The sequence below is a fragment of the Viridibacterium curvum genome (assembly GCF_039544165.1).
In the GTDB taxonomy this organism is placed as follows: domain Bacteria; phylum Pseudomonadota; class Gammaproteobacteria; order Burkholderiales; family Rhodocyclaceae; genus Viridibacterium; species Viridibacterium curvum.
The window spans coordinates 1207356-1230938 of sequence record NZ_BAABLD010000008.1 but is presented as its reverse complement, the minus strand read 5'-3'; the positions used below and the strand labels follow the sequence as shown (position 1 = coordinate 1230938).

The following is a 23583-nucleotide window of genomic DNA, read 5'->3' as shown; positions in this document are numbered from 1 at the left end:
AGAACTGTCTTCGCGTGGCGAGCGTGGTCGCTCACCTGCCGGATCACAGAGAGTCCTAGCGCCGGCGGTTCTCGCTGGCTTTTTTTACTCTCAGCGCTTCATGTTGAACAAGGACAAGTGAAATGTGTGCCCCGATACCGATCCGCGTTGCAGCAGTCGGGGCGCCGCATCACTCCAGGCGCACGGCCGTGTCGAATATCCAGCTGCGGCGTATCTCGACGACATCGTAGTCACGGCTCAAGGCTGACGGGAACGCGGCATACGGCGCAGCGCCCTTGATGATCTGTCGTATCGATTCATCGATGGCGGGCACGCCACTGGAGGTAACAAAGGTCACCGATTCGACCGAGCCGTCGGCGCGAATGGCCACGGTGATGAGCGGGTGCACGTGTGGCTGCTTTGCGATGTCACGCACTTTCTCGATGGCGGTGTTGAGCTGGATCTTGCGGGCCCAGGCTTCGGCGTAGAGGACGAGATCGGTGTTGGCATCGCTGCGCCCGAAGAGCCTCGCACGGCGCACACCATAGGACAGAGGCAACGTAGTCGTACTGGCGCGCGATGCCGCGTCCCGTCGCGCGGCCTCTTCATCGAGCTGACGACCGATGGCCTTGAGCCGTGCCTCGCGCGCGGCCTCCTGTTCAGCCAGCTCGCGCTGCGCCTTTTCCTGCCGGGCACGTTCCTGACGTGCCGCCTCCTGTCTGGCCGCCTCCTGTCTCGCCGTTTCCTGCAAGGCGGCAAGACGCGCCACTTCGAGCAAAGCCCTCTCCTGTCGTAGCGCCTCGAGTCGCGCGGCCTCCTTGCGGGCCGCCTCCTGCCTTGCAGCCTCTTGCACCGCAGACTGCCGTGCGGCTTCGATACGCGCGGCCTCCTGCTGGGCGAGCTCGCGCTGTGCCTGCTCCTGCCTGGCGCGCTCATGCCTCAAAGCCTCTTGCTTCAAGGCCTCCTGTCTCGCGACTTCCTGTTTTATCGCTTCCTGTCTCGCCGCTTCGAGACGCTCGGCCTCCTTGCGCGCGGCGTCGGCGCGCTCCTGCTCCAGTCGTGCAGCGGCTTGTCGCGCTGCTTCCAGCCTTGCCGCTTCCTGCAGCACACGCTCGCGTTGCAGTTGGTCCTGTCGCGCCCTCTCCAGCCTGGCGGTCTCCTGTCTGGCGGCCTCGATACGTTCCGCTTCCTTGCGCGCCGCATCGGCCCGCTCCTGCTCCAGTCGGGCTGCGGTCTGACGCGCAGCTTCGGCCTGTGCGGCTTCCTGCAAGGCCTTTTCGCGTTGTGCCTGCTCCTGGCGCAGCTTTTCGAGGCGAGCCGCTTCCTGACGTGCAGCTTCAAGGCGTTCGGCTTCGCGCCGGGCTGCTTCGGTGCGCGCTTGCTCAAGGCGCGCTGCCTCCTGCCTTGCTGCCTCCTGCCTTGCTGCTTCCTGTTTCGCCGCCTCCTGCTGCGCACGCTCGCGCTGCAGCTGCTCCTGCCTGCTCCGCTCCTGACGCAAGATCTCCAGGCGTGCGATTTCCTGGCGCTCGTATTCGAGCCGCTGCGCTTCAGCGCGTTCCTGTTCCTGCCTCACCGCCGCCAGTCTGGCTGCCTCCTGGCGTGCCAGCTCCTGCTTGAGTTGCTCCTGTCGCACAGCCTCAAGCCGTGCGGCCTCCAGTCGCTCTGCCTCGCGTTTTGCCGCCTCGATGCGCGCCACTTCCAGACGCGCCTGTTCTTGCTTTGCCGCTTCCAGGCGCTCGGCTTCAAGTGCCACCCGCCTGCGTTCAGCCGCCTCGGCTTCTGCGCGCCGCACGCGCTCGGCCTCAGGCTCGGGCGCACTTTGCTCGATGATGGGTTCAGGTTGTCGCAGCGGCGCATTGCCGGGTTCAACACGGATGCTGGCTTCAGAACGCTCAGCCACCAGCACGGGCGCCTGCTCGGCGACGACAGCCACTGCGGGAACCTCTGGCGCCACATCGACGCGCTTCTCTACAGGTGGCGCAGCTCCGCGCTCGGCACTCTCGTGTGGCATGACGATCTGCGCGTCCGGGGACTCGGGCTCCACGGCCGTCGTGACCAGAACGGCTCGCAGCGTATCGAACCGGCGCTCGACGGCCGACAGGCCCAGCCCCGCACCGCCGAACCCGAGGGCCAGCAACAGGGCGTGCACCAGCAGGGACGCCAGGACCGCCAGACCCAGTCGCCTGTTGTCACGCGGAACGTCGAAATCAGATCTCAAACCGTAAAGCCTTGCTCAATGAACGACGGCATCGTACAGGCTCGCCCAAAGAAAAACGCACGCCGTTCTGCGGCGTGCGTTTCCGGGGGCGGCGGCAAGCGTCAATGCCTGCCGAAAACTGCCCTGGCGATCAACCCGGTTGCCTGGTGGTGCGCAGATAGGGCTTGATGGTCTTGTAGCCGGGGAAGAGCTTGTCGGCCTCTTCGTTCGACACGGCCGTGGTGATGATGACGTCATCGCCGTGCTTCCAGTTCACCGGCGTGGCGACGCGGTGCTTTGCCGTGAGCTGCATGGAGTCGAGCACGCGCAGGATCTCGTCGAAGTTGCGGCCGGTAGTCATCGGGTAGGTGAGCATCAGCTTGATCTTCTTGTCCGGACCGATGATGAACACCGAACGCACGGTGGCATTGGTGGCGGCGGTGCGGCCTTCCGAGGTGCCGGCCTCGTCAGCGGGCAGCATGTTGTAGAGCTTGGCGACGGCGAGATCCGTGTCGCCGATCATGGGGTATCTGACCTTGGCACCCTGCGTTTCCTCGATGTCGGCCGACCACTTTTCGTGGTTCTCGACCGGGTCGATGGAGAGGCCGATGAGCTTGGCATTGCGCTTGGTGAACTCGGGTTCGATCTTCGCCATGTAGCCCAGCTCGGTGGTGCACACCGGGGTGAAATCCTTGGGGTGCGAGAACAGGATGGCCCACTGGTCGCCGATCCATTCGTGGAACTTGATCGGGCCTTGCGTCGTGTTGGCACTGAAATCGGGGGCGATATCGTTGATGCGTAGTGACATGATGATCTCTCGTTCGTGCAGGTGTTGGAGCGAGTGGCGGCCGGGGCCCGGAAAGACAGGAAACAAGCGCTGCCGGGCCGGCGCCGACGGGGAGAAATGCTGGCTCAAAAATACTAGCACGGCGATTTCGACACCCCCTTCAATTGCTGGCTATAGCCGTCAGAGTCGCGAGTGTTCAGCCAGCCCCGACCGCCGTCATGTCACGCCTGCATGACACAGGGAATCTTCAGGCGCTCAGCGCCACGTAGACGTTCTGCACATCGTCGTGCTCGTCGATGGCGGCCAGGAAGGCTTCCACCTCTTCAAGCGCCTCGGCGCTCAGGCTGGCGGCGCTGACCGGATTCTTGGGCTTGTAACCGAGCTTGGCGGACAACACATTGAAGCCGTGACCGGCAAGCGCCTTGCTGACGAGGTCCAGTTCTGTCGGTTCGGTGTAGAACAGGGTCGTACCCTCTTCCGAGCCGGGTTCGAGGTCCTGCGCACCGGCTTCGATGGCGGCCTCTTCGGGGTCCGCGCCCTTGTCTGTGGGCTCGGCCTCGATCATGCCGAGGTGGTCGAAATCCCAGGCGACCGAGCCGGAGGTGCCGAGCTGTCCCTTCCGGAACAGCACGCGCATTTCGGGCGCTGTGCGGCGCACGTTGTCAGTGAGGCATTCGACCATCACCGCCACCTGGTGCGGCGCGAAGCCTTCGTAAATGACGTGTTCGAAGCTCACCGGCTCATCGGTCAGGCCGGCACCACGCTTGATCGCGCGCTCCAGCGTGTCCTTGGGCATCGAGGCCTTGCGGGCCTGCTCGACGGCCAGACGCAGGCGCGAGTTCATCGCCGGGTCAGCGCCGCTGCGCGCGGCAACGAGGATTTCCTTGACGAGCTTGCCGAAGATCTTGCCCTTGGCGTTGGCGGCGATGTCTTTATGCTTGGCTTTCCACTGTGCGCCCATGGCGGTCTCCGGTAACTGGCTGTATTCGATGCGAGACGCACATTCTACCGGGACGCGGCGAGGCTGAATGGATCGCTGGGTGGTGTCGCGAAACCTCTTCATGCGACATTTTCGTGCGGCATTTTCCTGCGACACTACGCCCATGCAACCACGCATCCTCCCCCTCGATACCGACAGCGAATACTGGTTCGCAGAAGGCTGTTTCATCCTCGAAATGCTCAACACCTCGGGCGACCCGGCGCTGTCGATTGCGCGGGCCCGCCTGCGTGCCGGCGGCGTCACGCGCTGGCATCGTCTGCGCGGCATTGCCGAGCGCTACGTCATACAGTCCGGCACCGGTGTCGTGGAACTCGGCCCCCCCGGCAACCCGACGCTGCAGCAAGCAGTGGCGCCCGGCGATGTGGTGCTGATTCCGCCGGGCTGCGCGCAGCGCATCCGCAATACGAGTGGTAATGAACTGGTGTTTCTCGCGCTATGCACGCCGCGCTTCGTGAAGTCGGCTTACGAAGATTGCGAGCCGGAAGCTGGCTGAAGTCGGGCCGGCGCCCGGTGTACTTCCGGGCCGTTGACCGCGTCGCATGCGCCCCTGCAGTATGTGTCACCCTGCAGAATCGATCCCCCGGCCCCGGGGCGCATCGCAACCGTCTGTTTCACGGAGAATCACATGGCGCGCTACAAATCCCTGAGTGACAAATGGGCCTACATTCCGACCCGCGTGGATCGCGGCGGTGACTGGAAAAAAGCGATGCTGGGCTTTACCGGCGTCAAATCCGCCAAGCTGAGCGACCTGCACCTGATCGCATCCAAACCCTCGCATCAGGGCAGCTACTCCGATGCGCATGTCACCTTCGTGCTCAAGGAAGGTAACGCCAAGCATCACATTTACTACCAGGTGAATAACGACAAGCTGGTCGCCGATTACGTGCTGGCGCCCAAGGGCTGGAAATCGTCGTACTGGCTGAACTTCCCCGAGTTGCGCGAAGCGGCCGAAGCCGAGCTGTTGAACCTCGTGCGCTACTGCCGCAGTGAGGGCACGCTCGACGAAATCCCTTCCGCCGTCTGACGCCCGCCGGACGCACGTCCCGCCGGGCGGGCTTCACGCCATCCGCATGTCCGCTGCCGTGCAGCGAGAGGCGACACACGCATAGAATGCGCCGTTCCCCACTCTCTCGCGGACTCCGCCCATGCTGAAACGATCCCGAATCCTGCTCGCAGCGCTGGTGGTGCTGGTTATCGCTGCGGCTGTGGCCCTGTTGTGGTGGCGCCAGGGCAGCGCGCCCGCTCACCCTGCCGACACCGTGGCAGCGAGCAAGCCGGAGGACGCCGCACAGCTGCAGACCGCCTTTGCGGGTGTGCTGGCGCAGTACCGCCAGATCATCGTGCTGCTGGCGGACGAGAAGAAGCAGTCCGAAGTCGAGCGCGGGTATGCCAATGCCGTGGCGCGCGCCCTGTTCCATGAAAAACTGGCCGCCAGCGATGCACTGTCTTCGCGACTGGCCAACATCGTCGCCGCCAACCAGCTGGGCGCGGTAGAAAAGCTGCTCGACTACGTGGAGTCGGACCCGGCACTGTTCGATGCCGACCGCCTCGCCTTTCGCGAGTTGCTGCGCGACCTGCAGGCCGAAGTGAGCAAGCTCGGCAGCCTGCCGGCGGTGAAGCTGCACAAGCGCATCAGCGATGACCTCGACGGCTTGGCCGAGATCGAGAAGAACTACGAACGCGAGATCAGCCAGATCTTCAGCCGCTTCGAATCGCGCGCCATCGTGCTCAAGCGCGAGCGCTGGGACGACTACCTCGCCAAGCTGGCCAAACTCTACAACCGCGCGCAGATCCTCAAGGAGCACGCGATGGTCGTGCCCTACTCGCCCGAGAAGCTGGCCGAGCTCGACAAGCTGCAGCGTGACAACCAGAGCGAGGGCGTCGGCAAGGGGCTGCCACCGAAGACCCTGGTGCTGACTTTCGACGATGGCCCGCATGGCCGCTACACCGAAGAGATCGAGGCCATCCTGCAGCAGTACGGCGTGCCCGCCATCTTCTTCCAGGTCGGTCGCAATCTCGGCACGATTGAAGGTAACCAACCGAAGCTGGGCATGCACTATCGCGTCGCACGCAAACTGGCCGCCGACGGTTTCACGCTGGCCAACCACAGCTATTCGCACGCGCAGCTGAACAAGACCACGGGTGACGCGCTGAAGGCCGAAGTGACAAATGCCGACGCGCTGCTCAAGCAGGTCGACGGCGGTCGCTCTTCGCTGTTCCGCTTCCCCTACGGCGCACACAGCAAGGAAGCCCTGCAGCTGCTGGAGGACGCCAGGCTGCAATCGATGATGTGGAACATCGATTCGCTGGACTGGGCTGACCCGGTGCCATCGTCGATTGCGGATCGCGTGCTGCGCTCGGTCGATGCAGAGGGACGCGGCATCGTGTTGTTCCACGACATTCACGAACGCACGGTGAAGGCCCTGCCGATGGTGCTGGATCGCCTGATGGCCGAGGGCTACCAGTTCGCTGGCTGGGACGGCGAGAAGCTCGCCCTGCCCAAAGGCAAGGCGAAGGCCGATGCCGGCGCTGCTGTGACGACGGGCTACAACCAGTCCTGGGCCGTCATCATCGGCATCGACGAATACAGCAAGTGGCCGCGCCTGCAGTACGCCGTGCGCGACGCACAGGCCCTGCGCGACACGCTGACCAGCAAGTTCGGCTTTGCGCCGGAACGCGTGATCACCCTGACCAATGCCGAGGCCACGCGCAATGGCATCCTGTCCGTCTTCCACGACAAGCTGGCCCACGCGGCGATGCAGAAAAACGACCGCGTGCTGGTGTTCTTCGCCGGGCACGGTGCGACGCGCAAGCTCAGCTCGGGCCGCGATCTGGGCTACATCGTTCCGGTGGATGCCGACCCGGAGAAACTCGCCACCGACGGCATCTCGATGAGCGAGATGCAGAACATCGCCGAGAGCCTGCCAGCCAAGCACGCCCTGTTCATCATGGACTCCTGCTACAGCGGCCTGGCCCTCACACGCGGCGGCAACAACTACCTGCGCGAGAACGCCAAGCGCATTGGCCGCCAGATGCTGACGGCGGGCGGTGCCGATCAGCTGGTCGCGGACGGCGGGCCCGAGGGACACTCCGTCTTCACCTGGACGCTGCTGCAGGCGCTGGGCGGCAAGGGCGATCTCAACGGCGACGGCTACATCACGGCGACCGAACTTGCGGCCTACATCGCGCCCGCCGTGTCCGGCGTCTCGCAGCAGACGCCAGCCTTCGGCAGCCTGCCCGGCTCGCAGGGCGGCGAGTTCGTTTTCGAGCTGCCGGTGGAAACAGAATTCCTCAGTGCCGGCACCAACCAGCTCTCTGGTGATGCGATCGCGCTCAATAACAAGCTCGACGCCGCAGCGCCTGCAGCCACCACGCCCACCATCGCAGCACCGGTCGCCTCGGCCCCCGCAGCCGTAGTGCCCGACCTGCAGGGCAAGGACCGCACAATCAAGGCCGGGCCCGTTATCGCCCTATCGTCACGCCAGCTGGCCCAGCGTGCCAATGACCGCGGCCTGCTGGCCTATCGCGAGAAACAGTACGCCGAAGCGGAAGAGGCCTTCACCGAAGCGCTGAAGCTGCGACCGGATTTTGCGCTGGCTGCCAACAACCTCGGCTACGTGTTCTACAAGCAGGAGAAATTCGCCGAGGCCGCACGCTGGTTCGAGAAGACCATCCAGCTCGACGCTTCACGCGCCGTGGCCCACCTCAACCTCGGCGACGCGCTGGCGCAGGCGGGTGAGAAGAAGCGTGCCGTGCAGTCGTTCAGAACCTACCTCGAACTGGCCCCGAACGGTGCCGCAGCCGCACACGCCAGAGAGATGATCGACAAGCTTTGAGCCACACCTGACGCACCAGAACACACTGCAAAGCAAAAGGGCCGCATTGCGGCCCTTTTGCTTTCCTGCAGCTGCGGCGCTTACTTGAGGTACTGCACCAGCGGCGAATTCAGGTCGCGCAGGCCATCGATCACCAGCTGGCCGACCGCAATCGCACCCTTCTCGCGGAAGTGCGTGTTGTCGCTGGTGTCGGAGGTGTAGGCCGGGAAACCCTCGGAGGCCTTGACCCACATGAAGTAGGCCTTGGAGCCCTCTTCGCCGACGCTCTTGAAGAAGGTCATGCTGCGCGCAGTCAGGTCAATGACGGGCGTACCGGTTGCGGCGCCGAGGTTGCGCACGGCTTGCGGGTAGTCGCCACCCTTGGTCGTGATGTGGCTGTTCTTCATGTTGCCCGAACCATCGGTGGCGAAGGTGCGACGCGTCACCGGCGTGATCAGGATGGGCTTGGCGCCAACGCTCCTGGCGTAGTCCACATAGGTCTTGAGCGTGTTGTAGAAAGTGGTTGCTGCCGGATTGCCATCTTCGTCGTTGTGGCCGAACTGGATCAGCAGATAGTCACCTGCCTTCATCTTGCTCTTGATGTCCGCATAGTTCGACGTGGTCAGGAAGCTCGTCGTGCTGGCGCCGGACTTGGCATCGTCGACCACGGTTGCCGTGCTCTTGAAGTACTGCTGGAAGGGCTGGCCCCAGCCCATGCGCGGGTAACGGTCGCTTCCGTACAGGCTGGCCGTCGAGTCCCCGGCGATGAAGATGCGGATCGCGGCCGTGCTGGTCGAGCTGCTTGCGGCGGAGCTGGTCACCGAAGAGCTGGAGCTCGACGCGACGACCGAGCTGCTGGCACTGCTGGCACTGGCCGATGCGGGGTTGTACGAGCACCACGAGGCATTCCCGGGTGCGCCGGGGAAGTTGGCCAGCGAACAGACGAAGCTACCGGTGCGGACGACGTTGGGCGAGAACACGCCGCCCTTGCCCATGGTGGTTTCATGAGTGCCGGTCATGGTGCAGGTGGCGCCGGGCTGGGCGCACTTGGTCCAACCCGACGGAGCGTCGGCGGCGGCAAAAAGCTGACTGCTCAGGGCGAGCAGGAGCACGCCCAGGCTGAGTTTGGAAATCACGGAATTCTCCTTTGCTTTGTGTCGCCAGAGGCTGGCGATCTGTCTCGTACTGCGTCTTCTTGTGGCAGCTGACAGCGGGATCAGCGTGCTGCGCAGGCTAAGTCGGCAGGATATTCCGCGCTTGATCCGGATTGCGGGAGCCGTCCGCCCTGTGTGATGCGCTGCACACAACCAGGCCGGCCTGACGTCAGCGGCTTGCCCTCAAAGCTGCTGTGCAAAGCGGGTTACCATGCGCTTCGCATGCCAACAAACAATCCGGGGGAAAAATGAGCGGCAACGTCTATGCAGCACCCAAAGCATCGCTGGAGCGACTCACCAAGGACTGCAGCGAGTGTGGCGCCGAGATCAACAAGAAAGCCGTGATTTGCCCCAAGTGCGGGGTCAAGCAGAAGGGACAGGTCAGCAAGGTTGCTCTGGTGCTGCTGACCTTCTTCGCCGGCGGCCTCGGCGCACACAAGTTCTACCTCAAGAAGCCCTGGTGGGGCCTGCTCTACCTGTTGTTCTTCTGGACCTGGATTCCGGGGCTGGTGGCGTTCATCGAGTTCATCATCTACCTCTGCACCAGTGAGGAGAGCCTCAACGAAAAGTATGAGGCCGGGAACAGCGGGGTGATTATCGCCATCGTCGTGGCCATCTTCGGTGGCATCGCCCTGATCGGCATCCTCGCAGCGATCGCCTTGCCGCAATATCAGAACTACACGATGAAAGCCAGGACCATGGCCGCGATCCAGAGCATCGAACCGCTGCGTCAGGAAGTGCAGCAATTCATCGTCAAGAATGGTCGCCTGCCACAGACACCAGAAGAAGTCACCGCCGACAACGTTCGCGAGCTGCCCAATCTCGGCACTGCCCGTCTGCAGGAAAACGGCCGCATCGTGATCCTGTTTGGTAACGCCGCAAGTTCGCTGCGCGACCAGACCATCGAGTTCGAGCCACGCATCGCCAACAACCAGCTCTCGTGGGATTGCACGGGTGGCTCCGTCAAGCCGATCTATCGCCCGCAGCAGTGCCAGCGACGCTGAGCGCAGGGCGCCGACACCAGAGGGCCTCAGGGCCCTCTTCTTTTTGGTGCGCGCAGGGCTCAGAAAAAAAACGCACGCCTGCAAGGGCGTGCGTCAGTACAACGAGAGCCGAAACTCTGAATGGATTACTTGAGCTCGAAGGCACCCAGATCAGGCGCTGAGCCAAGATAGGGCAGGCCGACGCTGATGCCCTTGTCGATCATCTTGCTGCTGCTGGAAAGACGGAAAAGATTCGTCTGCGGCAGGCTGCCATCGGCATTGCGGGCTGCCGTGGCAAGGCTCAGATCGAGACTGGCGAAGTCCGAGCTCGTCGCGGTGAGGCTGTTCCAGCTGTTGTTGGACTGATCGGCGTTGGCGATGCTGTCCGAGCTGGTTCCCGAGAGCGAGATGTTGTTGCGGAACTTGTTCTTCTCGCCCGATGCCAGCGAACCACCGAAACCGAAGTTGATGCCGTTCTTGAAGCTGATGTTGTTGTAGAGCGTCACGCCGCCGGTGTTGTTGTTCTGGTCAAAACCCTTGTTCGGCTGACCGAATGCAACCGACTGGGTGATGACATTCCGTTGCAGCTTGCTGTTGCCACCGAGCTTGAAGCCATTGCCGTTACCGGCGAACGCGCTGTCATTCCACAGGTTGATGCCGTTGTTGAACGCCCAGCTCTTCTCGATGGTCACGACCTCAGCGCTGTCAAACGTGTCATACCCGTCATCCGAGTTGTTCCAGGCGCGGCAACCATAGAAGAAGTTGCCGGGGCCCTGGGTCTGCTTGGAGGCAAAGCCGTCGGCCATGCTGCCGTTCTTTTTCGGATCGTAGTTGTTGTAGGCGTCAACGTTGATGACTTTGGTATACGAACCACCCTTGTTGATTTCCAGGCCGCTGTTGCGGTTGTTGTAGAACGCGACGTTCTCGAAGGTGTTGTTGGCACCCGTCACGTAGGTGCCCTGGTAGCCGGCACGCGTGATGTCGATGCCCTTGAAATACCAGTAGTTACCCGTGAGATAGAAGCCGTACGAATCCTGCAGCCAGGTCTTGTCCGGCCACTGGAAGTCGATCTTGGCGCGCCCGCAATTGGCGGCGACAAGGTAGATCCTCGCGCTGGAGGAACCCGACTGCGACAGCGTGATGGTGTTCTTCGCGCCAGCGGTGTAGGGAATGTTGTAGGTGCCGGGTTGCAACAGGACCATCTGGCCGGCACTCACGGACGACAGCGCGGCACTGAGGCTCATCGGTGCCGAGAAACTGGTGCCTGCACCGCTGCTCGACGCACCGGGCGTCACGTAGATGATCTTGCTTGCCGTCAGGTTGCTGGTCTCGGTGCCGCAGCCCGTTACGTAAGGATCAGCGCTCACCGACGAAGCCACGCTGGAGCTGCTCGAGCTCGACGACGCGACCGAAGAAGCAACCGAAGAGCTGGATGATGCTACCGACGACGAGGACTGCGACGAACTGCTCGATGCCACGCTGCTGGAGGCCACGCTGCTCGACGAGCTCGTCGTGGTGCCCGCATAGGAACACCAGGCCGACGAAGTGAAGGTGTTGCTCGGGAAGTTGCTCGACGAGCAAGCCACACTGTTCGTGAAAGTGCCGTAGACGAAGCTGCCGGACTTGCCCAGCGCGACCGAACGCGTGCCGCTGAAAGAACAGGTCGCGCCGGTGTTCTGGGCGCACTTGGTATAGCCGGACGGAGCGTCCGAAGCCGCCTGCGCGCCGCCGGCGAACAGGCTTGCCAGCGCGATGGCGCCGAGCAGTCTTGCGTACATGTGTGTCTCCTCGATGGTGTGGTGAAGCGCACGAGCACCGCGACGCGGCCCCGGGCTTCTTGTGTGTGTTCCCCGCATCGAGACGCTGGCCCTGACGGCCGGGACATCGATCAGGCCACCGCATTCTATAGTTTTTCTGTCGAACAAACTACCCGCGCGGCAGTGCAAGTGCTTGTTCTGCCAGAAGAAGCACGCGGCGGATGCCATACCGCCAACCCCGACACTTCGTTCGACATCCCGGCCTTCCGCTGAAGAGCCCGTATCCGTGTATCCGTATCCGTCACCGTCGCGCAATAACGACGTGAGAGCGCCTTTTGCGACGGAATTTCAGGGGTGACAACAGCCTTCAGCGCTTGCTTGCCCGATTGGACAGAACACGCCTGCCCCTTCGGCCATGGCGCCAGAAAGAACGCAGGCCTAGGCTACGCAACAGAATTTAACAATCAACACGCACAGCCGTGACAGAGAGTCAGATGCCGGCCGGGCATTGCACCCGCGCCTTGTAGCCTGTCGTCCTCCTAACCCCTGTCGTGATCCTGCGGCTTAGCCCGCGTGAGGTGCAGCCCCCGCCGGGCAGCCCGATAAGGGAGTTGGAGAACGATGCTGGACCAGGCCATCCGTTTTCTCGCCGACACCACCAATACGCATCTGCGTAACAGGGGGCTGACGAGCACCAACGTCGGTGAGGTCATCGTTGGCCAGCTCGTCGACGACGCAGGCAAATGGGCCATCGCGCCGGACAACATCGGCCTCACCCTCATCAACATCGAAGAAGACCGCGTGATGCGCTCGCAGCTGCCGGACTACGCCTACGTCGGCGGCAGCCAGGTGTTGTTGCAGCCCGAACTCAAGCTCAACCTCACCGTGCTGTTCCACGCGCGCCCGTCGGCCAACGACAAATACACGCAATCGCTGCGCTTCCTGTCGAACCTGCTGACCTTCTTCCAGGCGCACCCGGTGTTCACGCCTGACGAATACCCCGCGCTCGATCCGCGCATCGACAAGCTGCTTGTCGAAATGCTCGCGCTGTCGACCGAGCAGCTCAACCAGATCTGGGCCTACCTCGGCAGCAAGTACCTGCCCTCGGTGGCCTACCGCGTACGCATGGTGGTGCTGCAGGACGTCGAGCCGCTCGCCATCGGCAAACCCATCACCGACATCGAAACCGCGCTGGGCAACAAATGAAGATCCGCTTCTCACCGCTGACGACGATCAGCATCGCGCACGATTACTACAGCGAAGCCTGTCGCGACATCGAATTCGTCCCGACCGAAAGCACGCGCGAACGCCTGCGCGCCGGCCGCATCATTGCGCGCATGCTCGAAGGGCGCCTGCACCTGCTCTACGAAGCCGAAGCGCCGAAAAAGCCGGTCAGCGACATCTCTGGCGAAACGCTCTATTTCGCCCTGCGTCTGCAGAACACGCGCTTCGCCAATATCACCGCTCCCCTGCTGGCGGACCCGCGCCTCACACCCCTGTTCAGCAATACCGTCAGCCCGACCACGCTTGACGCCCCTGTCGGTGTAACGGTTGCAGCAGGCCTGCACGCTCACACCCCGCTGTCCAGCACACGCCCCGTCACGCTGCGCCTGCTTGACGCCACGGGCAATGTGCTCGATGCGCGCATGCTCAGCGATGACAACACCAGCTACGACCTGCGCAGCCTGCCCAATGGGCGTTACCGCATCGAGGAAGACTACGGTGCCGGCGTCATCGAACAGCGCCAGCTCCTCATCGACGCCGAATTGCGCGACACCGGCGCCTGGGGCGTGCTGGCCATCCGCATCGACGACGGCTTCTACGCGACACCACCCGACTTCACGCTGACTTTCGCCGCCCGCAGCGAACCGCTGCGCTACTACATCGTCACGCGCAACTGGACCGCCGAAGAAGTCGCGGCCCTGAACATCGTCGACGAAGGTGCGGCCACTGAGGGTCGCCCACCCATCGTTTTTGCGGCCGTACCGGCGCCCCTGCCGGACGACTTCATCCAGAAATCGCTGCTCGGGGACAGCAGCGCCGACATTGTCGTTTTCCAGTCCCAATCAGCTGTAGCGCGGCGGGAGCGCGGTCTGAAGAAGTTGAATCTGAACCGCAGTACGACCGTCCTGATCGAGCACCTGCCGCTGCCGGGCCCTGAGCGGGCGAAGGCAGATCTCATTGTCCATCTCTCCAAACCCTGAGGCCCATCACCATGCCAACCTACAAGACACCCGACGTCTACGTTGAAGAAATCTCCGTCTTCCCGCCTTCGGTGGCCGAAGTCGAAACCGCCATCCCTGCGTTCGTAGGCTATACAGAGTTCGCAAGCCGCATCGTCAAAGGCGACCTCGTCGGCATACCGACGCGCATCAAGTCACTGCTCGAATACGAAGCGCTGTTCGGCTACGGCCCCGCCATCGCCGTGACCGAAGTCGTACTCGACGACAACAACAACTTCGTCAGCGCCGCCATCAGCTCGAATTTCTATCTCTACGACAGCCTGCGCCTGTTCTTCGACAACGGCGGTGGCGACTGCTACATCGTGTCGGTCAAGGCCGACAAGTATGCCAGCCAACCTGATCGCGACGAATTGATCGCTGGCGTCAAGGCCGTCAAGAAGTTCGATGAGCCGACCATCCTGCTGTTCCCGGACGCTGCCGGCCTGGATGCCGACAAGCTCTCCGCCGTACAGCAAGTCGCACTCAAACAATGTGGCGAGCTGGGCGATCGCGTCGCTGTGCTCGACACAGTCCGCACCGACGCACTGGGCACAGCCTTCCGCGACAAGATCGGCATCAACAGCCTCAAGTACGGCGCAGCCTACACGCCCTGGCTCAAACTCAACTACAGCAAGAATGTCGGCTACGCCAACATCAAGAATGCGCTCAAGAAGGGCGGCTCCAGCGTCACCTTGCAGAGCCTCACCTCTGATGCGGGCCTGCTGGCACTGATGAAAACCATCGATGACTCGCAGGCCGACATCGCCGGTTTCGACGCCCGCATCAACACGGCAACGGGCGCCATCAGCAAGAGCGTTTCGGCCCAGCAAGCCGAACTGATGAACACCTATCGCTCGACGCCCTCCGCCGCGAACATGCAGAACCTGTTCGGCTACCTCTACCGTCTGGCCGAACTGGTCGACGGTGGCGTCACCGGCGGTAGCGCCTTCGTGCACACCAAGCTGAAGGACGACGCTGCAGCCAGCATCACCAGCACACTCAAGACGGCCTACACGAACCTCATCGCGTTCGAAAAGGAACTCAAGGCCCGCATGGAAGCCGCACCTGCCCCTGGCCCATTTGCCTACACCGTGCAGTGGGATGCTGGCTCTGACCCCAGCGCCACGGAATGGGGTGGCATCTTCGGTGCATCGTCACCCGCAGCCACAACCACCGGTATCGCAGCAGCCCTCGACGAAGAGGTCGAGCTGCTCAATGCCGCACTGCCCTTCATCAATGCCGCTTTCGCAACAGTCAGCGGTGTCATCAGCGGCCTCGTGAGCGCTGCCAGCGGCTATCGCAACACCGCCGAGCAAGCCCTGCTCGAAAACTTCGGCGTCTACAGCAACCTCATCAAGGGCATCAACAACACTTTGACCAGCTGCCCGCCCAGCGGCGCCATCGCCGGCATCTACTCGCTGGTCGACAACCAGCGCGGCGTGTGGAAGGCCCCGGCCAACGTCAGCCTCAACAGCGTGATCGGGCCGGAGGTGAACTTTGACACCTCCGACACCGACGGCCTCAACGTCGACACCGTCGCCGGCAAATCCATCAACGCCATCCGCGCCTTCGCCGGCAAGGGCACCCTGGTGTGGGGCGCACGCACACTGGCCGGCAACGACAACGAGTGGCGCTACGTGTCGGTGCGCCGCTTCTTCAACATGGTCGAAGAGTCGGTCAAGAAGTCGACCTACTGGGCCGTGTTCGAACCCAACGATGCCAATACCTGGGTCAAGGTGCGCGGCATGATCGAGAACTACCTGACGCAGAAGTGGCGTGAAGGTGCGCTCGCCGGCGCCACGCCGAAGGATGCCTTCTTCGTGCGCTGCGGTCTCGGCGTGACGATGAATGCGCAGGACATTCTTGAGGGCCGCATGATCGTGCAGATCGGCATGGCCGTCGTACGCCCCGCGGAATTCATCATCCTGCAGTTCTCGCACAAGCTGCAGACCTCGTGATGTGCCACTGAGCCCGCAACCCTTCACCCAACATTCAAGGACACATCATCATGCCCGCACAATATCCCTTGCCCGTCTTCCACTTCACCGTGCAGTGGGGCGGCACCCGTATCGGCTTCTCCGAAGTCTCCGGCCTCACGCAGGAAAACCAGGCCATCGAATATCGCGACGGCTCCTTCCCCGAGTACTCGTCAATCAAGATGCCCGGCCTGCGCAAGTTCAGCAACATCACGCTCAAGCGCGGCATAGTCAAGAGCGACAACGAGTTCTTCAAGTGGCTCTCCACCGTCAAGCTCAACACTGTCGAGCGTCGTGACGTGGTGATCAGCCTGCTCAACGAGAAGCATGAGCCGGTCATGGTCTGGAAAGCCCAGAACGCCTTCCCGGTGAAGGTCGAAGGTCCCGGTCTGAAAGCCTCCGGCAACGAAGTGGCCATCGAGTCCATCGAGCTGGCGCACGAAGGTCTGGAACTGCAGAACGACTGACGCAGCGCAAGCCGCCTGAGCGAGCTTCTGCCGCCCTCCGGCAGGGCTTCGCTTGGCCCGGCAAAACCGACACACCCCTATCAGAACCATGGCGAACATAACTCGTTTCAGCGATCACCGTGAGTGCGACGCTGCCTTGCCGGGATGCAGTGCAAGGCGCGAGAAGCGCTGCGTGGTCATTCCACGCGAGCGCCGAGCAACGCAGCAATGCGCCCGGCAAGGTAGCGGCCCGCAGGGTTGGGGCTGGCTGCCGAACGCCAACGCGCAACCCTTGCCACAAGGGGCTCTCAGCCTCGTTGAATCACGTTCCTGGCAGAACGACGCAGCCAGATCCAACGCAGCTCAGGGGGATCGCTGAAATGAGTTATTACCCTCCGGTCGGCTTTCATTTCAAGGTACAGGTCAATGACCTGGGCCCGAATGACCACGACATCCGCTTCACGGAAGTCGGCGGTCTCAGCCGCGAGATGGCCACCGAAGAAATTGCCGAGGGCGGCGAGAACCGCTTCATCCAGAAGTACCCGCTGCGCGCCAAGTACCCGGAGCTCGTGCTCAAACGCGGCCTGCTGCTCAACTCTGCCGTGTGGGACTGGATGCGTGAATGCATCGAGGACTACCAGATCACGCCCAAGAACGTGGACGTCATCCTGCTCAACGAGAACCACGACCCCCTGATGACCTGGCACCTCGCCAATGCCTACCCCACAAAGTGGTCGATCACTGACCTCAATGCCAACAGCAACACCGTGGTCATCGAAACGCTGCAGCTCTACTACCAGTACTTCACCGTCAACAAGTCGAGCTGAGACAGGAACACACCATGCCCATCATCGTCGACGAAGTCGTCATCTCGGTCGAAGTCAGCAATCAGGCTGCTGGCGGCGGCAGTGCGCCGCCTTCGGCCAGCGAAGGCAAGCAGGATGTCGTGGCCGAATGCGTCGAGCGCGTGCTCGAAATCCTGCGTGATCGTGAGGAGCGCTGATCGTGGCTGACACACCGAACGGCGAACTCAAGAAGCTGACGATCTTCGCGCACAAGGCGCCGGATTGTTCGGACGCAGCCATCGGCAGCTTCGAGGCCTATGTGAATCCGAACGAGATCACGCTCGCCTACGAAGTCGAGTACGACGCCGCACAGGGCTCCGGCACGACGGGCAGCCGCATGAACTTCAAGAAGATGAAGCCGGGCGACCTCTCGCTCACCTTCTTCCTCGACGGCACGGGCGCGAACGGCAAGAAGATCGACGTGCAGAAGAAGATCGAGGAATTCCAGACGATCACGATGTACAACGGCGACATCCACCGCACCAACTACCTCAAGGTCTGCTGGGGCACGCTGACCGTCAAGAAGTGCGTGCTCAAGAACGCCTCCATCGCTTACAAGATGTTCCGCGCTGATGGTGTACCCATGCGCGCCATCATCACGGCGAGCTTCATCGACACGGCCGACGACAAGACACGCGTCGCGATGGCGCAGGACCAGTCGCCCGACCTGACGCACAAACGCGTCTTCAAGGCCGGCGACAAGCTGCCCACGCTGTGCAACGAGATCTATGGTGACCCGCGCTACTACCTGCGCGTCGCCGAGGCCAACGGCCTCGACGACTTCCGCAACATCGCGCCCGGCACGCAGATCTTCTTTCCGCCATTGGAAAAGTGATGTCCGACACGCGCGCCCTACCCGTCGCAGCCGAACATCGCGAGTTCATCGTCAAGGTCGATGGCAAGGAGATGTCCAAGGAGCACCAGCTGCTGTCGGTGAGCATCAGCCTGGTCGTCAATCGCATCGCTTCGGCGCGTCTTGTCTACCTTGATGGCAGCGCGGCGAGCAGTGACTTTCCGCTTGGCAATGGCGACCTGCTGCTGCCGGGCAAGAAGATCGAGATACTCGCTGGCGCGGGCAAGAGCTCGGAGTCGATTTTCACCGGCCTCATCGTGCAGCAGCAGATCAAGGTACGCGAAGCCAGCGCCCCGCAACTCATCGTCGAATGCCGTCACGCCGCGATGAAGATGACCGCCGTGCGCAGCAACGCCGGCTATTTCGACCAGAGCGACAGCGGCATCATCGAAGCCCTGCTCGGCAAGGCCGGCATCACGGGCGACATTGATCCGACCTCCCTCAAGCACAAACAGATGCTGCAGGTCGCCACTAGCGACTGGGACTTCCTGCTCGCCCGAGCGCAAGCCAACGGCCTTCTCATCTGGCCCGACGCCGACAAGCTCGCCGTCAAGAAGCCCGCCACCGATGGCGCCTCCGCCTGCACGCTGCAGTTCGGCGCCACCCTGCTGGAGTTCGATGCCGAGATCGACGCACGCCAGCAATACAAGGCCGTGCGCAGCATCGCGTGGGACCCTGCCCAGCAAAGCCTGCTCGAAGTCGATGGCGCCACACCCGGCTTCAGCGGCCCCGGCAACCTGAATGCCGACGATCTCGCTGCTGTCGCCGCTGCCGAGCGCCAGCCGCTGCGCAACAGCGGCCTGGTCGAAGCCGAGGCACAGGCCTGGGCCGATGGCGAATGGCTGCGCAGCCGCGTGAACAAGGTCTGCGGGCGCGGCAAGTGCGAAGGCATTGCCAGCATCAAGCCCGGTGGTGTCGTCACGCTGTCCGGTGTAGGAGCGCGCTGCAACGGCAAGGTCTTCGTGACCGGTGTGCGCCACGTGTATGACCTCGTGCAGGGCTGGAAGACGCACGTGCAGTTTGGCGGCCTGGATCGCCTGCCGCCCGACGACATGTCCGCACCACCTGCCGGCGCCCTGCTCGCCCGCGTGGCCGGCCTGCAGATCGGCATCGTCGTCAGCAACGAAGACCCGGACGGCGAAGACCGCGTGCGCGTGCGCCTGCCCATGATCGACAACGCCGAAGACGGCATCTGGGCACGCGTCGCCAGTCTCGATGCCGGCAAGGAGCGCGGCTTCTTCTTCCGCCCCGAGATCGACGACGAAGTGGTGGTCGGCTTCCTCGACGAAGACCCTCGCCACGGCATCATCCTCGGCATGCTCCACAGCAGCGCCAAGCCGGCACCCTTCAAGGGCTCGGACGACAACCACCTGAAGGGCTACGTCAGCCGCGAGAAGATGAAGCTGACTTTCGATGACGAGAAGAAAGTCATCGTCGTCGAAACGCCGGCCGGCAACAGCATCACGATCAGCGACGACGACAAATCCATCGTGCTCGCCGATCAGCACAGCAACAAGATCACCATGAATGCCGACGGCATCAAGATCGAGAGCAGCAAGGCGCTCGAACTGAAAGCCGGCACCGAAGCCAGGATGGAATCGGGCACCGGCTTCTCGGCCAAGGGCGGCACCGAGCTCAAGCTCGAAGGCGGTACCCAGGCAGAAATTTCCAGCAGCGCCGTGACCAAGGTCAAGGGCGGCATCGTGCAGATCAACTGACTCGGCAGGAGCACAGATCATGGCATTCGCAGTCTGCGTCGGCGACACCACCACCCACGGCGGCACCATCGTCGGCCCCGGCGCGCCGACCGTGCAGATCGGTGGCAAGCCCGCTGCGGTGATGGGAGACACCCACGTGTGTTCGATCCCGCCCTCGCAGGCGCACCCGCTGGTGTCCAGCCCCTTCCCGAGCGGCAGCCCGACCGTGCTGTTCGGCGGCGTGCCGGCCCTGCGCAATACCGACACCTGCCTGTGCGGTGCGATGGCAGCCGTAGGCCAACCCACCGTGATCATCGGCTGAGAGGCAGACAGACATGGCAGACGATCTGTATCAATCCTTCCTCGGCACAGGCTGGAGCTTCCCGCCGCGCTTCGTAGCGGGCGGCGTCGCCATGAGCCACGACGAGCAGGACATCCAGGAGAGCCTCAAGATCCTGTTCGGCACCGTGCCGGGCGAGCGCTTCCTCGAACCCAAGTTCGGGCTGGACATGCAGGCCCTGATGTTCGAACCGATGAACATGACCCTGCGCAGCATCGTGCTCGATCGCGTGCGCACGGCCATCCTCATCTACGAGCCGCGCATCAAGCTCATCAACCTGCAGATCGACAACCCCGACCCCAACGACGGCGCGCTGCGCATCCTGCTCGAATACGAAGTGCGCGCCACCAACTCGCGCTTCAACCTCGTCTTCCCGTTCTACAGCACCGACAGCAATGAAGTGCGTGGCACGGTTGCGGGAGCCATGAAATGAGTTCTGAGAGCATTGTCCAGAACATGATCTCGCAGCTCGGCCAGTCGCAGGCCGACCGCTCGCCGCCCGAGCTCGCGCCGGAATTCTTCCAGGTCGACCCGCGCAGCGAAGCCGACCTGCTCGCCGAAGCACGCAAGCAAGCCGCGCTGATGCGCTTCTACGACAACCGCCCCGACAAAGCTTCGGGCAACTGGGCAGACTTCATCCCCGCGCCCGCCCCTGGCAGCAGCGATGCCGAGCTGCTGGCCCGCAGCGAAGGCGACGTGCCGCCGCACCTGGGCCTGCTCGGCAGCTTCTTCGCACTCTACCGCGAACCACAGGCCCTGCTCAACGCATTCACTGCGCGGCACATGGACTTCCAGTACCGTCGCGCGCTGGGCTTCACAGCGCGTGCCGCACAGCCCGACCACGCCCACCTCGGGCTGGAGCTGAAGAAGGGTGCGGCCGCCATCGCCATCACGCCCGACCAGGCCTTCACGGGCGGCAAGGACGCCACCGGTGTCGAGCTGATCTACAAGCCCGTGCGCGACGTGGTCATCAACCACGGCAAGGTCAGCGCGCTGCACAGCGTGCATCGTGGCGAACGCACATTGCATTTCGCTCCTGTGGCCAACTCGGCCGATGGACTGGGCGCCGCGCTCGATGCGGCGCAACCCAAGTGGTCCGGCTTTGGCGACGACACGCTGCCGGCCGCGCCGGTCGGCTTTGCGCTTGCCTCACCCGTCCTGCGCATGCAGGAAGGCAAGCGCCACGTCACGCTGGAACTGACGCTGGGTGGCGTCGATGCCACACGCCACACGGCCGACAACTTCAAACAGTCGCTCGAAGCCCATCTCACCGGCCCCAAGGGCTGGCTGGGCCCCTTCCCGGTCGACGCCAGCGTGCAGGGTAATCTGCTCACAGTCACTTTCGAACTGGGCCCGAGCGACGCTGCCGTCGTCGACTACAAAACCGATCTGCACGCCATGGCCTTCAGCGCCCAGGCGCCTGTCGTGCAACTGCTGCTCAAGCCCGACACAGCGCTGGGCTACACCGATCTCGACACCCTCTCGCTCAGCGTGGCACGCGTGCGCGTCGACGTTTCGGGCGTGCAGAACCTCGTGCTCGAAAACGACTTCGGCAGCCTCAACCCCAAGAAAGCCTTCCAGCCTTTCGGCCCGCAACCCGTGGTCGGCAGCCGCTTCATGGTCGGCTGCGAAGAGGCACTGTCCAAGCACGTCACCGCGCTCAGCGTGAACCTGACCTGGCAGGCGCTACCTCCCAACCTGGTGCTGTACTACAACCACTACAGCAACAAGAACCAGCTCTCGAACGGCGTGACCGGCCAGCTGGTGTTCAGCGACCGAACCGGCCAGGAGCACAAGAGCAAGCAGGACATCCTGCTGCGCGACAGCGCGGGCGTGACGCACCTCAGCCCCACCGCGCCAGCCGTCGAACCCGAGCACGGCGGCAACAGGTACGAGCGCCGCGACCGCCGCCTCTTCGGCCTGCTGTCGGGCGGCAGCATCGTGTCACGCCTGCTGGGCCAACGACAGCGCCTGCACTTCCCCATGCTCAACCGGCCCGTGGTGCCGCCGCCCGCGGTGCGCAACGGCTTCATCACCGTGGCGCTGGAAGACGACTTCCTGCACGCCGATTACCGTCGCGAGTCGGTGTACCACGCCATCCACCAGGACAAGGTCACCCTCAACGAGCCCTGGACGCCCACCGCGCAAGGCATCAGCCTCAACTACAGCGCCGAGTCCGATGCCATCGACATGAGCCTGACGGGAGAAGCCGGCGAGACCTCCTTCACCAACCCCGACGTGCAGTTCTTCCACGTCGGCTGCTTCGGTCAGGCACGCGAGCACAGCTTCCTGCGTGAGCAGCTCGACTACGTCAGCCAGAAGACGGTGCCCCTGCTGCCGCAGTACCCCGACGACGGCGAGCTGCTGATCGGCGTGTCAGGTGTCGCTGCGGGTGACTCGCTGAGCCTGCTGCTGCAGGTGGCCGAGGGCAGCGCCGACCCCGAACTCGCCACACCCACCGTCAGCTGGTCGGTACTCGCCGACAACCACTGGCGCGCGCTGACGCCGCAGGAACTGGCGCTGGACACCACCAACCACCTGCTCACCAGCGGCATCGTCGCGCTGACCCTGCCGCGCGAGACCAGCACCGAACACACGGCCATGCCCAACGGCCTCGTGTGGCTGCGCGCGGCGATCCACAGCGGCAGTGCAGCCGCCTGCCAGCTCATCGAGATCGCCAACAACGCCGTCGAAGTCGCCTTCCACGATCAGGGCAACGACCCGGCTCATTTGAACAGCACCCTGCCGGCCGGCAGCATCGCCAAGCTCAAGGCGCCGCAATCTGCCATCAAGAGGATCGCCCAGCCCTATGCCGGCTTCGGTGGCCGCCCGGTCGAAGACGACGCTGCGCTGACACGCCGCGCCGCAGAGCGACTGCGCCACCGCAACCGCTGCATCACGCCGTGGGACTACGAGCGCATGTTGCTCGAAGCCTTCCCCTCGGTGCACAAGGTCAAGTGCATCCCGCACGCCAGCGAAAGCTCATGGCTCGCACCCGGTCACGTGATGCTCATCGCCATCCCCGATCTGCGCAACCAGAACGCGGTCGACCCGCTGGCCCCCAAGGTTGATCTCGACACCCTCACGCGCATGCGCGAGTTCGCGCAACAGCACGTCGGCATGCAGGTCGCCCTGCACGTGAAGAACCCGCGCTACCAGCGCGTACGGCTGGACTTCAAGGTGCGCTTCCACACCGGCTTCGCCTTCAACTTCTACCGCAACGAGCTTGAACAGGCCCTGATCCGCGCGCTGTCGCCCTGGGCCTTCGACAGCGGTGACGGCAACACGCGGCAGATCGAATTCGGTGGTCGCCTCTATCGCTCCGTCCTGCTCGACGTGGTCGAAGAGCTGCCCTACGTCGACTTCGTCACCGACTTCCGCATGGGCGTGGTGCCGGAAGACGGCAGCGCCTTCGCCGATGTCAGTGAGCTCGCACCGCAAACCCCGGACGCGATCTTCGTCTCCGACGCCCACCACATCATCGCCGAGGCGGACGCTTTCCCGGCACTCCCCGCCGCGCCGCAAAGCTGAG

20 protein-coding genes are annotated in these 23583 nt (G+C 63.4%); 15 read left to right on the top strand and 5 right to left on the bottom strand.

Features of this window, described 5'->3' with window-relative positions; translation table 11 throughout:
- Nucleotides 1-169 precede the first annotated feature (169 nt).
- From ABEA02_RS13445 to ABEA02_RS13435, 3 genes are all read right to left on the bottom strand, one after another.
- Nucleotides 170-2197: a TonB C-terminal domain-containing protein gene (locus ABEA02_RS13445; RefSeq protein ID WP_345533569.1), complete on the bottom strand. Its 2028-nt coding sequence runs from the start codon at nucleotides 2195-2197 to the stop codon at nucleotides 170-172.
- Between the two features lie 130 nt (nucleotides 2198-2327).
- Nucleotides 2328-2984, bottom strand: a complete 657-nt coding sequence (locus ABEA02_RS13440; protein WP_345533568.1) for a peroxiredoxin — start codon at nucleotides 2982-2984, stop codon at nucleotides 2328-2330.
- A gap of 226 nt (nucleotides 2985-3210) precedes the next feature.
- A complete protein-coding gene (locus tag ABEA02_RS13435; RefSeq protein ID WP_345533566.1) occupies nucleotides 3211-3924 on the bottom strand; it encodes a YebC/PmpR family DNA-binding transcriptional regulator in 714 nt (237 codons plus the stop codon).
- Between the two features lie 67 nt (nucleotides 3925-3991).
- Here ABEA02_RS13435 and ABEA02_RS13430 point away from each other — a divergent pair, with 67 nt between their 5' ends.
- The 3 genes from ABEA02_RS13430 to ABEA02_RS13420 all read left to right on the top strand — a co-directional run bounded on the left by ABEA02_RS13430 (nucleotide 3992) and on the right by ABEA02_RS13420 (nucleotide 7799).
- Nucleotides 3992-4456 carry a cupin domain-containing protein gene (locus tag ABEA02_RS13430; RefSeq protein WP_345533564.1) on the top strand — a complete coding sequence of 155 codons (465 nt, stop codon included), beginning with the start codon at nucleotides 3992-3994 and terminating at the stop codon, nucleotides 4454-4456.
- Between the two features lie 132 nt (nucleotides 4457-4588).
- Nucleotides 4589-4987 (top strand): hypothetical protein, encoded by a 399-nt coding sequence (locus ABEA02_RS13425; protein ID WP_345533562.1) that lies wholly within the window; start codon nucleotides 4589-4591, stop codon nucleotides 4985-4987.
- 121 nt (nucleotides 4988-5108) lie between these two features.
- Nucleotides 5109-7799 carry a polysaccharide deacetylase family protein gene (locus ABEA02_RS13420; RefSeq protein WP_345533560.1) on the top strand — a complete coding sequence of 897 codons (2691 nt, stop codon included), beginning with the start codon at nucleotides 5109-5111 and terminating at the stop codon, nucleotides 7797-7799.
- Between the two features lie 80 nt (nucleotides 7800-7879).
- On the opposite strand, the gene ABEA02_RS13415 is transcribed toward ABEA02_RS13420, so the two are convergent.
- Complete coding sequence (locus ABEA02_RS13415; protein ID WP_345533558.1) at nucleotides 7880-8914, bottom strand: rhamnogalacturonan acetylesterase; 1035 nt, start codon at nucleotides 8912-8914, stop codon at nucleotides 7880-7882.
- Nucleotides 8915-9180: 266 nt separating this feature from the next.
- On the opposite strand from ABEA02_RS13415, the gene ABEA02_RS13410 reads away from it, so the two are divergent.
- Nucleotides 9181-9936 (top strand): NINE protein, encoded by a 756-nt coding sequence (locus ABEA02_RS13410; RefSeq protein WP_345533556.1) that lies wholly within the window; start codon nucleotides 9181-9183, stop codon nucleotides 9934-9936.
- Between the two features lie 125 nt (nucleotides 9937-10061).
- On the opposite strand, the gene ABEA02_RS13405 is transcribed toward ABEA02_RS13410, so the two are convergent.
- Nucleotides 10062-11693 (bottom strand): right-handed parallel beta-helix repeat-containing protein, encoded by a 1632-nt coding sequence (locus tag ABEA02_RS13405; RefSeq protein WP_345533554.1) that lies wholly within the window; start codon nucleotides 11691-11693, stop codon nucleotides 10062-10064.
- Between the two features lie 600 nt (nucleotides 11694-12293).
- Between ABEA02_RS13405 and ABEA02_RS13400 the strand changes: the two genes are divergently transcribed.
- From ABEA02_RS13400 to ABEA02_RS13350, 11 genes are all read left to right on the top strand, one after another.
- Nucleotides 12294-12878: a Pvc16 family protein gene (locus ABEA02_RS13400; protein WP_345533552.1), complete on the top strand. Its 585-nt coding sequence runs from the start codon at nucleotides 12294-12296 to the stop codon at nucleotides 12876-12878.
- Complete coding sequence (locus ABEA02_RS13395) at nucleotides 12875-13876, top strand: hypothetical protein (RefSeq protein ID WP_345533550.1); 1002 nt, start codon at nucleotides 12875-12877, stop codon at nucleotides 13874-13876. The genes ABEA02_RS13400 and ABEA02_RS13395 overlap by 4 nt, the downstream gene beginning before the upstream one ends.
- Nucleotides 13877-13887: 11 nt before the next feature.
- Nucleotides 13888-15852 carry a phage tail sheath family protein gene (locus ABEA02_RS13390; protein ID WP_345533548.1) on the top strand — a complete coding sequence of 655 codons (1965 nt, stop codon included), beginning with the start codon at nucleotides 13888-13890 and terminating at the stop codon, nucleotides 15850-15852.
- 50 nt (nucleotides 15853-15902) lie between these two features.
- Nucleotides 15903-16337: a phage tail protein gene (locus ABEA02_RS13385; RefSeq protein WP_345533546.1), complete on the top strand. Its 435-nt coding sequence runs from the start codon at nucleotides 15903-15905 to the stop codon at nucleotides 16335-16337.
- 359 nt (nucleotides 16338-16696) lie between these two features.
- Complete coding sequence (locus tag ABEA02_RS13380; RefSeq protein WP_345533544.1) at nucleotides 16697-17143, top strand: phage tail protein; 447 nt, start codon at nucleotides 16697-16699, stop codon at nucleotides 17141-17143.
- A gap of 14 nt (nucleotides 17144-17157) precedes the next feature.
- Nucleotides 17158-17319 (top strand): DUF5908 family protein, encoded by a 162-nt coding sequence (locus ABEA02_RS13375; RefSeq protein ID WP_345533541.1) that lies wholly within the window; start codon nucleotides 17158-17160, stop codon nucleotides 17317-17319.
- 2 nt (nucleotides 17320-17321) lie between these two features.
- Nucleotides 17322-17996, top strand: coding sequence for a CIS tube protein (locus tag ABEA02_RS13370; RefSeq protein WP_345533539.1), 675 nt, complete (start codon nucleotides 17322-17324; stop codon nucleotides 17994-17996).
- Nucleotides 17996-19732 (top strand): type VI secretion system tip protein VgrG, encoded by a 1737-nt coding sequence (gene vgrG, locus ABEA02_RS13365; protein ID WP_345533537.1) that lies wholly within the window; start codon nucleotides 17996-17998, stop codon nucleotides 19730-19732. Before ABEA02_RS13370 ends, vgrG begins: the two co-directional genes overlap by 1 nt.
- Nucleotides 19733-19751: 19 nt before the next feature.
- A complete protein-coding gene (locus ABEA02_RS13360; RefSeq protein ID WP_345533535.1) occupies nucleotides 19752-20033 on the top strand; it encodes a PAAR domain-containing protein in 282 nt (93 codons plus the stop codon).
- 13 nt (nucleotides 20034-20046) lie between these two features.
- A complete protein-coding gene (locus tag ABEA02_RS13355) occupies nucleotides 20047-20484 on the top strand; it encodes a GPW/gp25 family protein (RefSeq protein WP_345533533.1) in 438 nt (145 codons plus the stop codon).
- Entirely contained in the window at nucleotides 20481-23582 is a 3102-nt protein-coding gene (locus ABEA02_RS13350; protein ID WP_345533531.1) for a baseplate J/gp47 family protein, read from the top strand. Before ABEA02_RS13355 ends, ABEA02_RS13350 begins: the two co-directional genes overlap by 4 nt.
- The last annotated feature ends 1 nt before the right edge of the window (nucleotide 23583 follow it).

What these genes read in the sequence shown, in the direction of transcription:
- ABEA02_RS13355 (WP_345533533.1), top strand. Translation starts at nt 20,047, where the DNA reads ATGGCAGACGATCTGTATCAATCCTTCCTCGGCACAGGCTGGAGCTTC.
- ABEA02_RS13385 (WP_345533546.1), top strand. Translation starts at nt 15,903, where the DNA reads ATGCCCGCACAATATCCCTTGCCCGTCTTCCACTTCACCGTGCAGTGG.
- vgrG (WP_345533537.1), top strand. Translation starts at nt 17,996, where the DNA reads ATGTCCGACACGCGCGCCCTACCCGTCGCAGCCGAACATCGCGAGTTC.
- ABEA02_RS13435 (WP_345533566.1), bottom strand. Translation starts at nt 3,924, where the DNA reads ATGGGCGCACAGTGGAAAGCCAAGCATAAAGACATCGCCGCCAACGCC.
- ABEA02_RS13380 (WP_345533544.1), top strand. Translation starts at nt 16,697, where the DNA reads ATGAGTTATTACCCTCCGGTCGGCTTTCATTTCAAGGTACAGGTCAAT.
- ABEA02_RS13405 (WP_345533554.1), bottom strand. Translation starts at nt 11,693, where the DNA reads ATGTACGCAAGACTGCTCGGCGCCATCGCGCTGGCAAGCCTGTTCGCC.
- ABEA02_RS13375 (WP_345533541.1), top strand. Translation starts at nt 17,158, where the DNA reads ATGCCCATCATCGTCGACGAAGTCGTCATCTCGGTCGAAGTCAGCAAT.
- ABEA02_RS13400 (WP_345533552.1), top strand. Translation starts at nt 12,294, where the DNA reads ATGCTGGACCAGGCCATCCGTTTTCTCGCCGACACCACCAATACGCAT.
- ABEA02_RS13395 (WP_345533550.1), top strand. Translation starts at nt 12,875, where the DNA reads ATGAAGATCCGCTTCTCACCGCTGACGACGATCAGCATCGCGCACGAT.
- ABEA02_RS13420 (WP_345533560.1), top strand. Translation starts at nt 5,109, where the DNA reads ATGCTGAAACGATCCCGAATCCTGCTCGCAGCGCTGGTGGTGCTGGTT.
- ABEA02_RS13430 (WP_345533564.1), top strand. Translation starts at nt 3,992, where the DNA reads ATGGATCGCTGGGTGGTGTCGCGAAACCTCTTCATGCGACATTTTCGT.
- ABEA02_RS13440 (WP_345533568.1), bottom strand. Translation starts at nt 2,984, where the DNA reads ATGTCACTACGCATCAACGATATCGCCCCCGATTTCAGTGCCAACACG.
- ABEA02_RS13350 (WP_345533531.1), top strand. Translation starts at nt 20,481, where the DNA reads ATGAGTTCTGAGAGCATTGTCCAGAACATGATCTCGCAGCTCGGCCAG.
- ABEA02_RS13410 (WP_345533556.1), top strand. Translation starts at nt 9,181, where the DNA reads ATGAGCGGCAACGTCTATGCAGCACCCAAAGCATCGCTGGAGCGACTC.
- ABEA02_RS13360 (WP_345533535.1), top strand. Translation starts at nt 19,752, where the DNA reads ATGGCATTCGCAGTCTGCGTCGGCGACACCACCACCCACGGCGGCACC.
- ABEA02_RS13390 (WP_345533548.1), top strand. Translation starts at nt 13,888, where the DNA reads ATGCCAACCTACAAGACACCCGACGTCTACGTTGAAGAAATCTCCGTC.
- ABEA02_RS13425 (WP_345533562.1), top strand. Translation starts at nt 4,589, where the DNA reads ATGGCGCGCTACAAATCCCTGAGTGACAAATGGGCCTACATTCCGACC.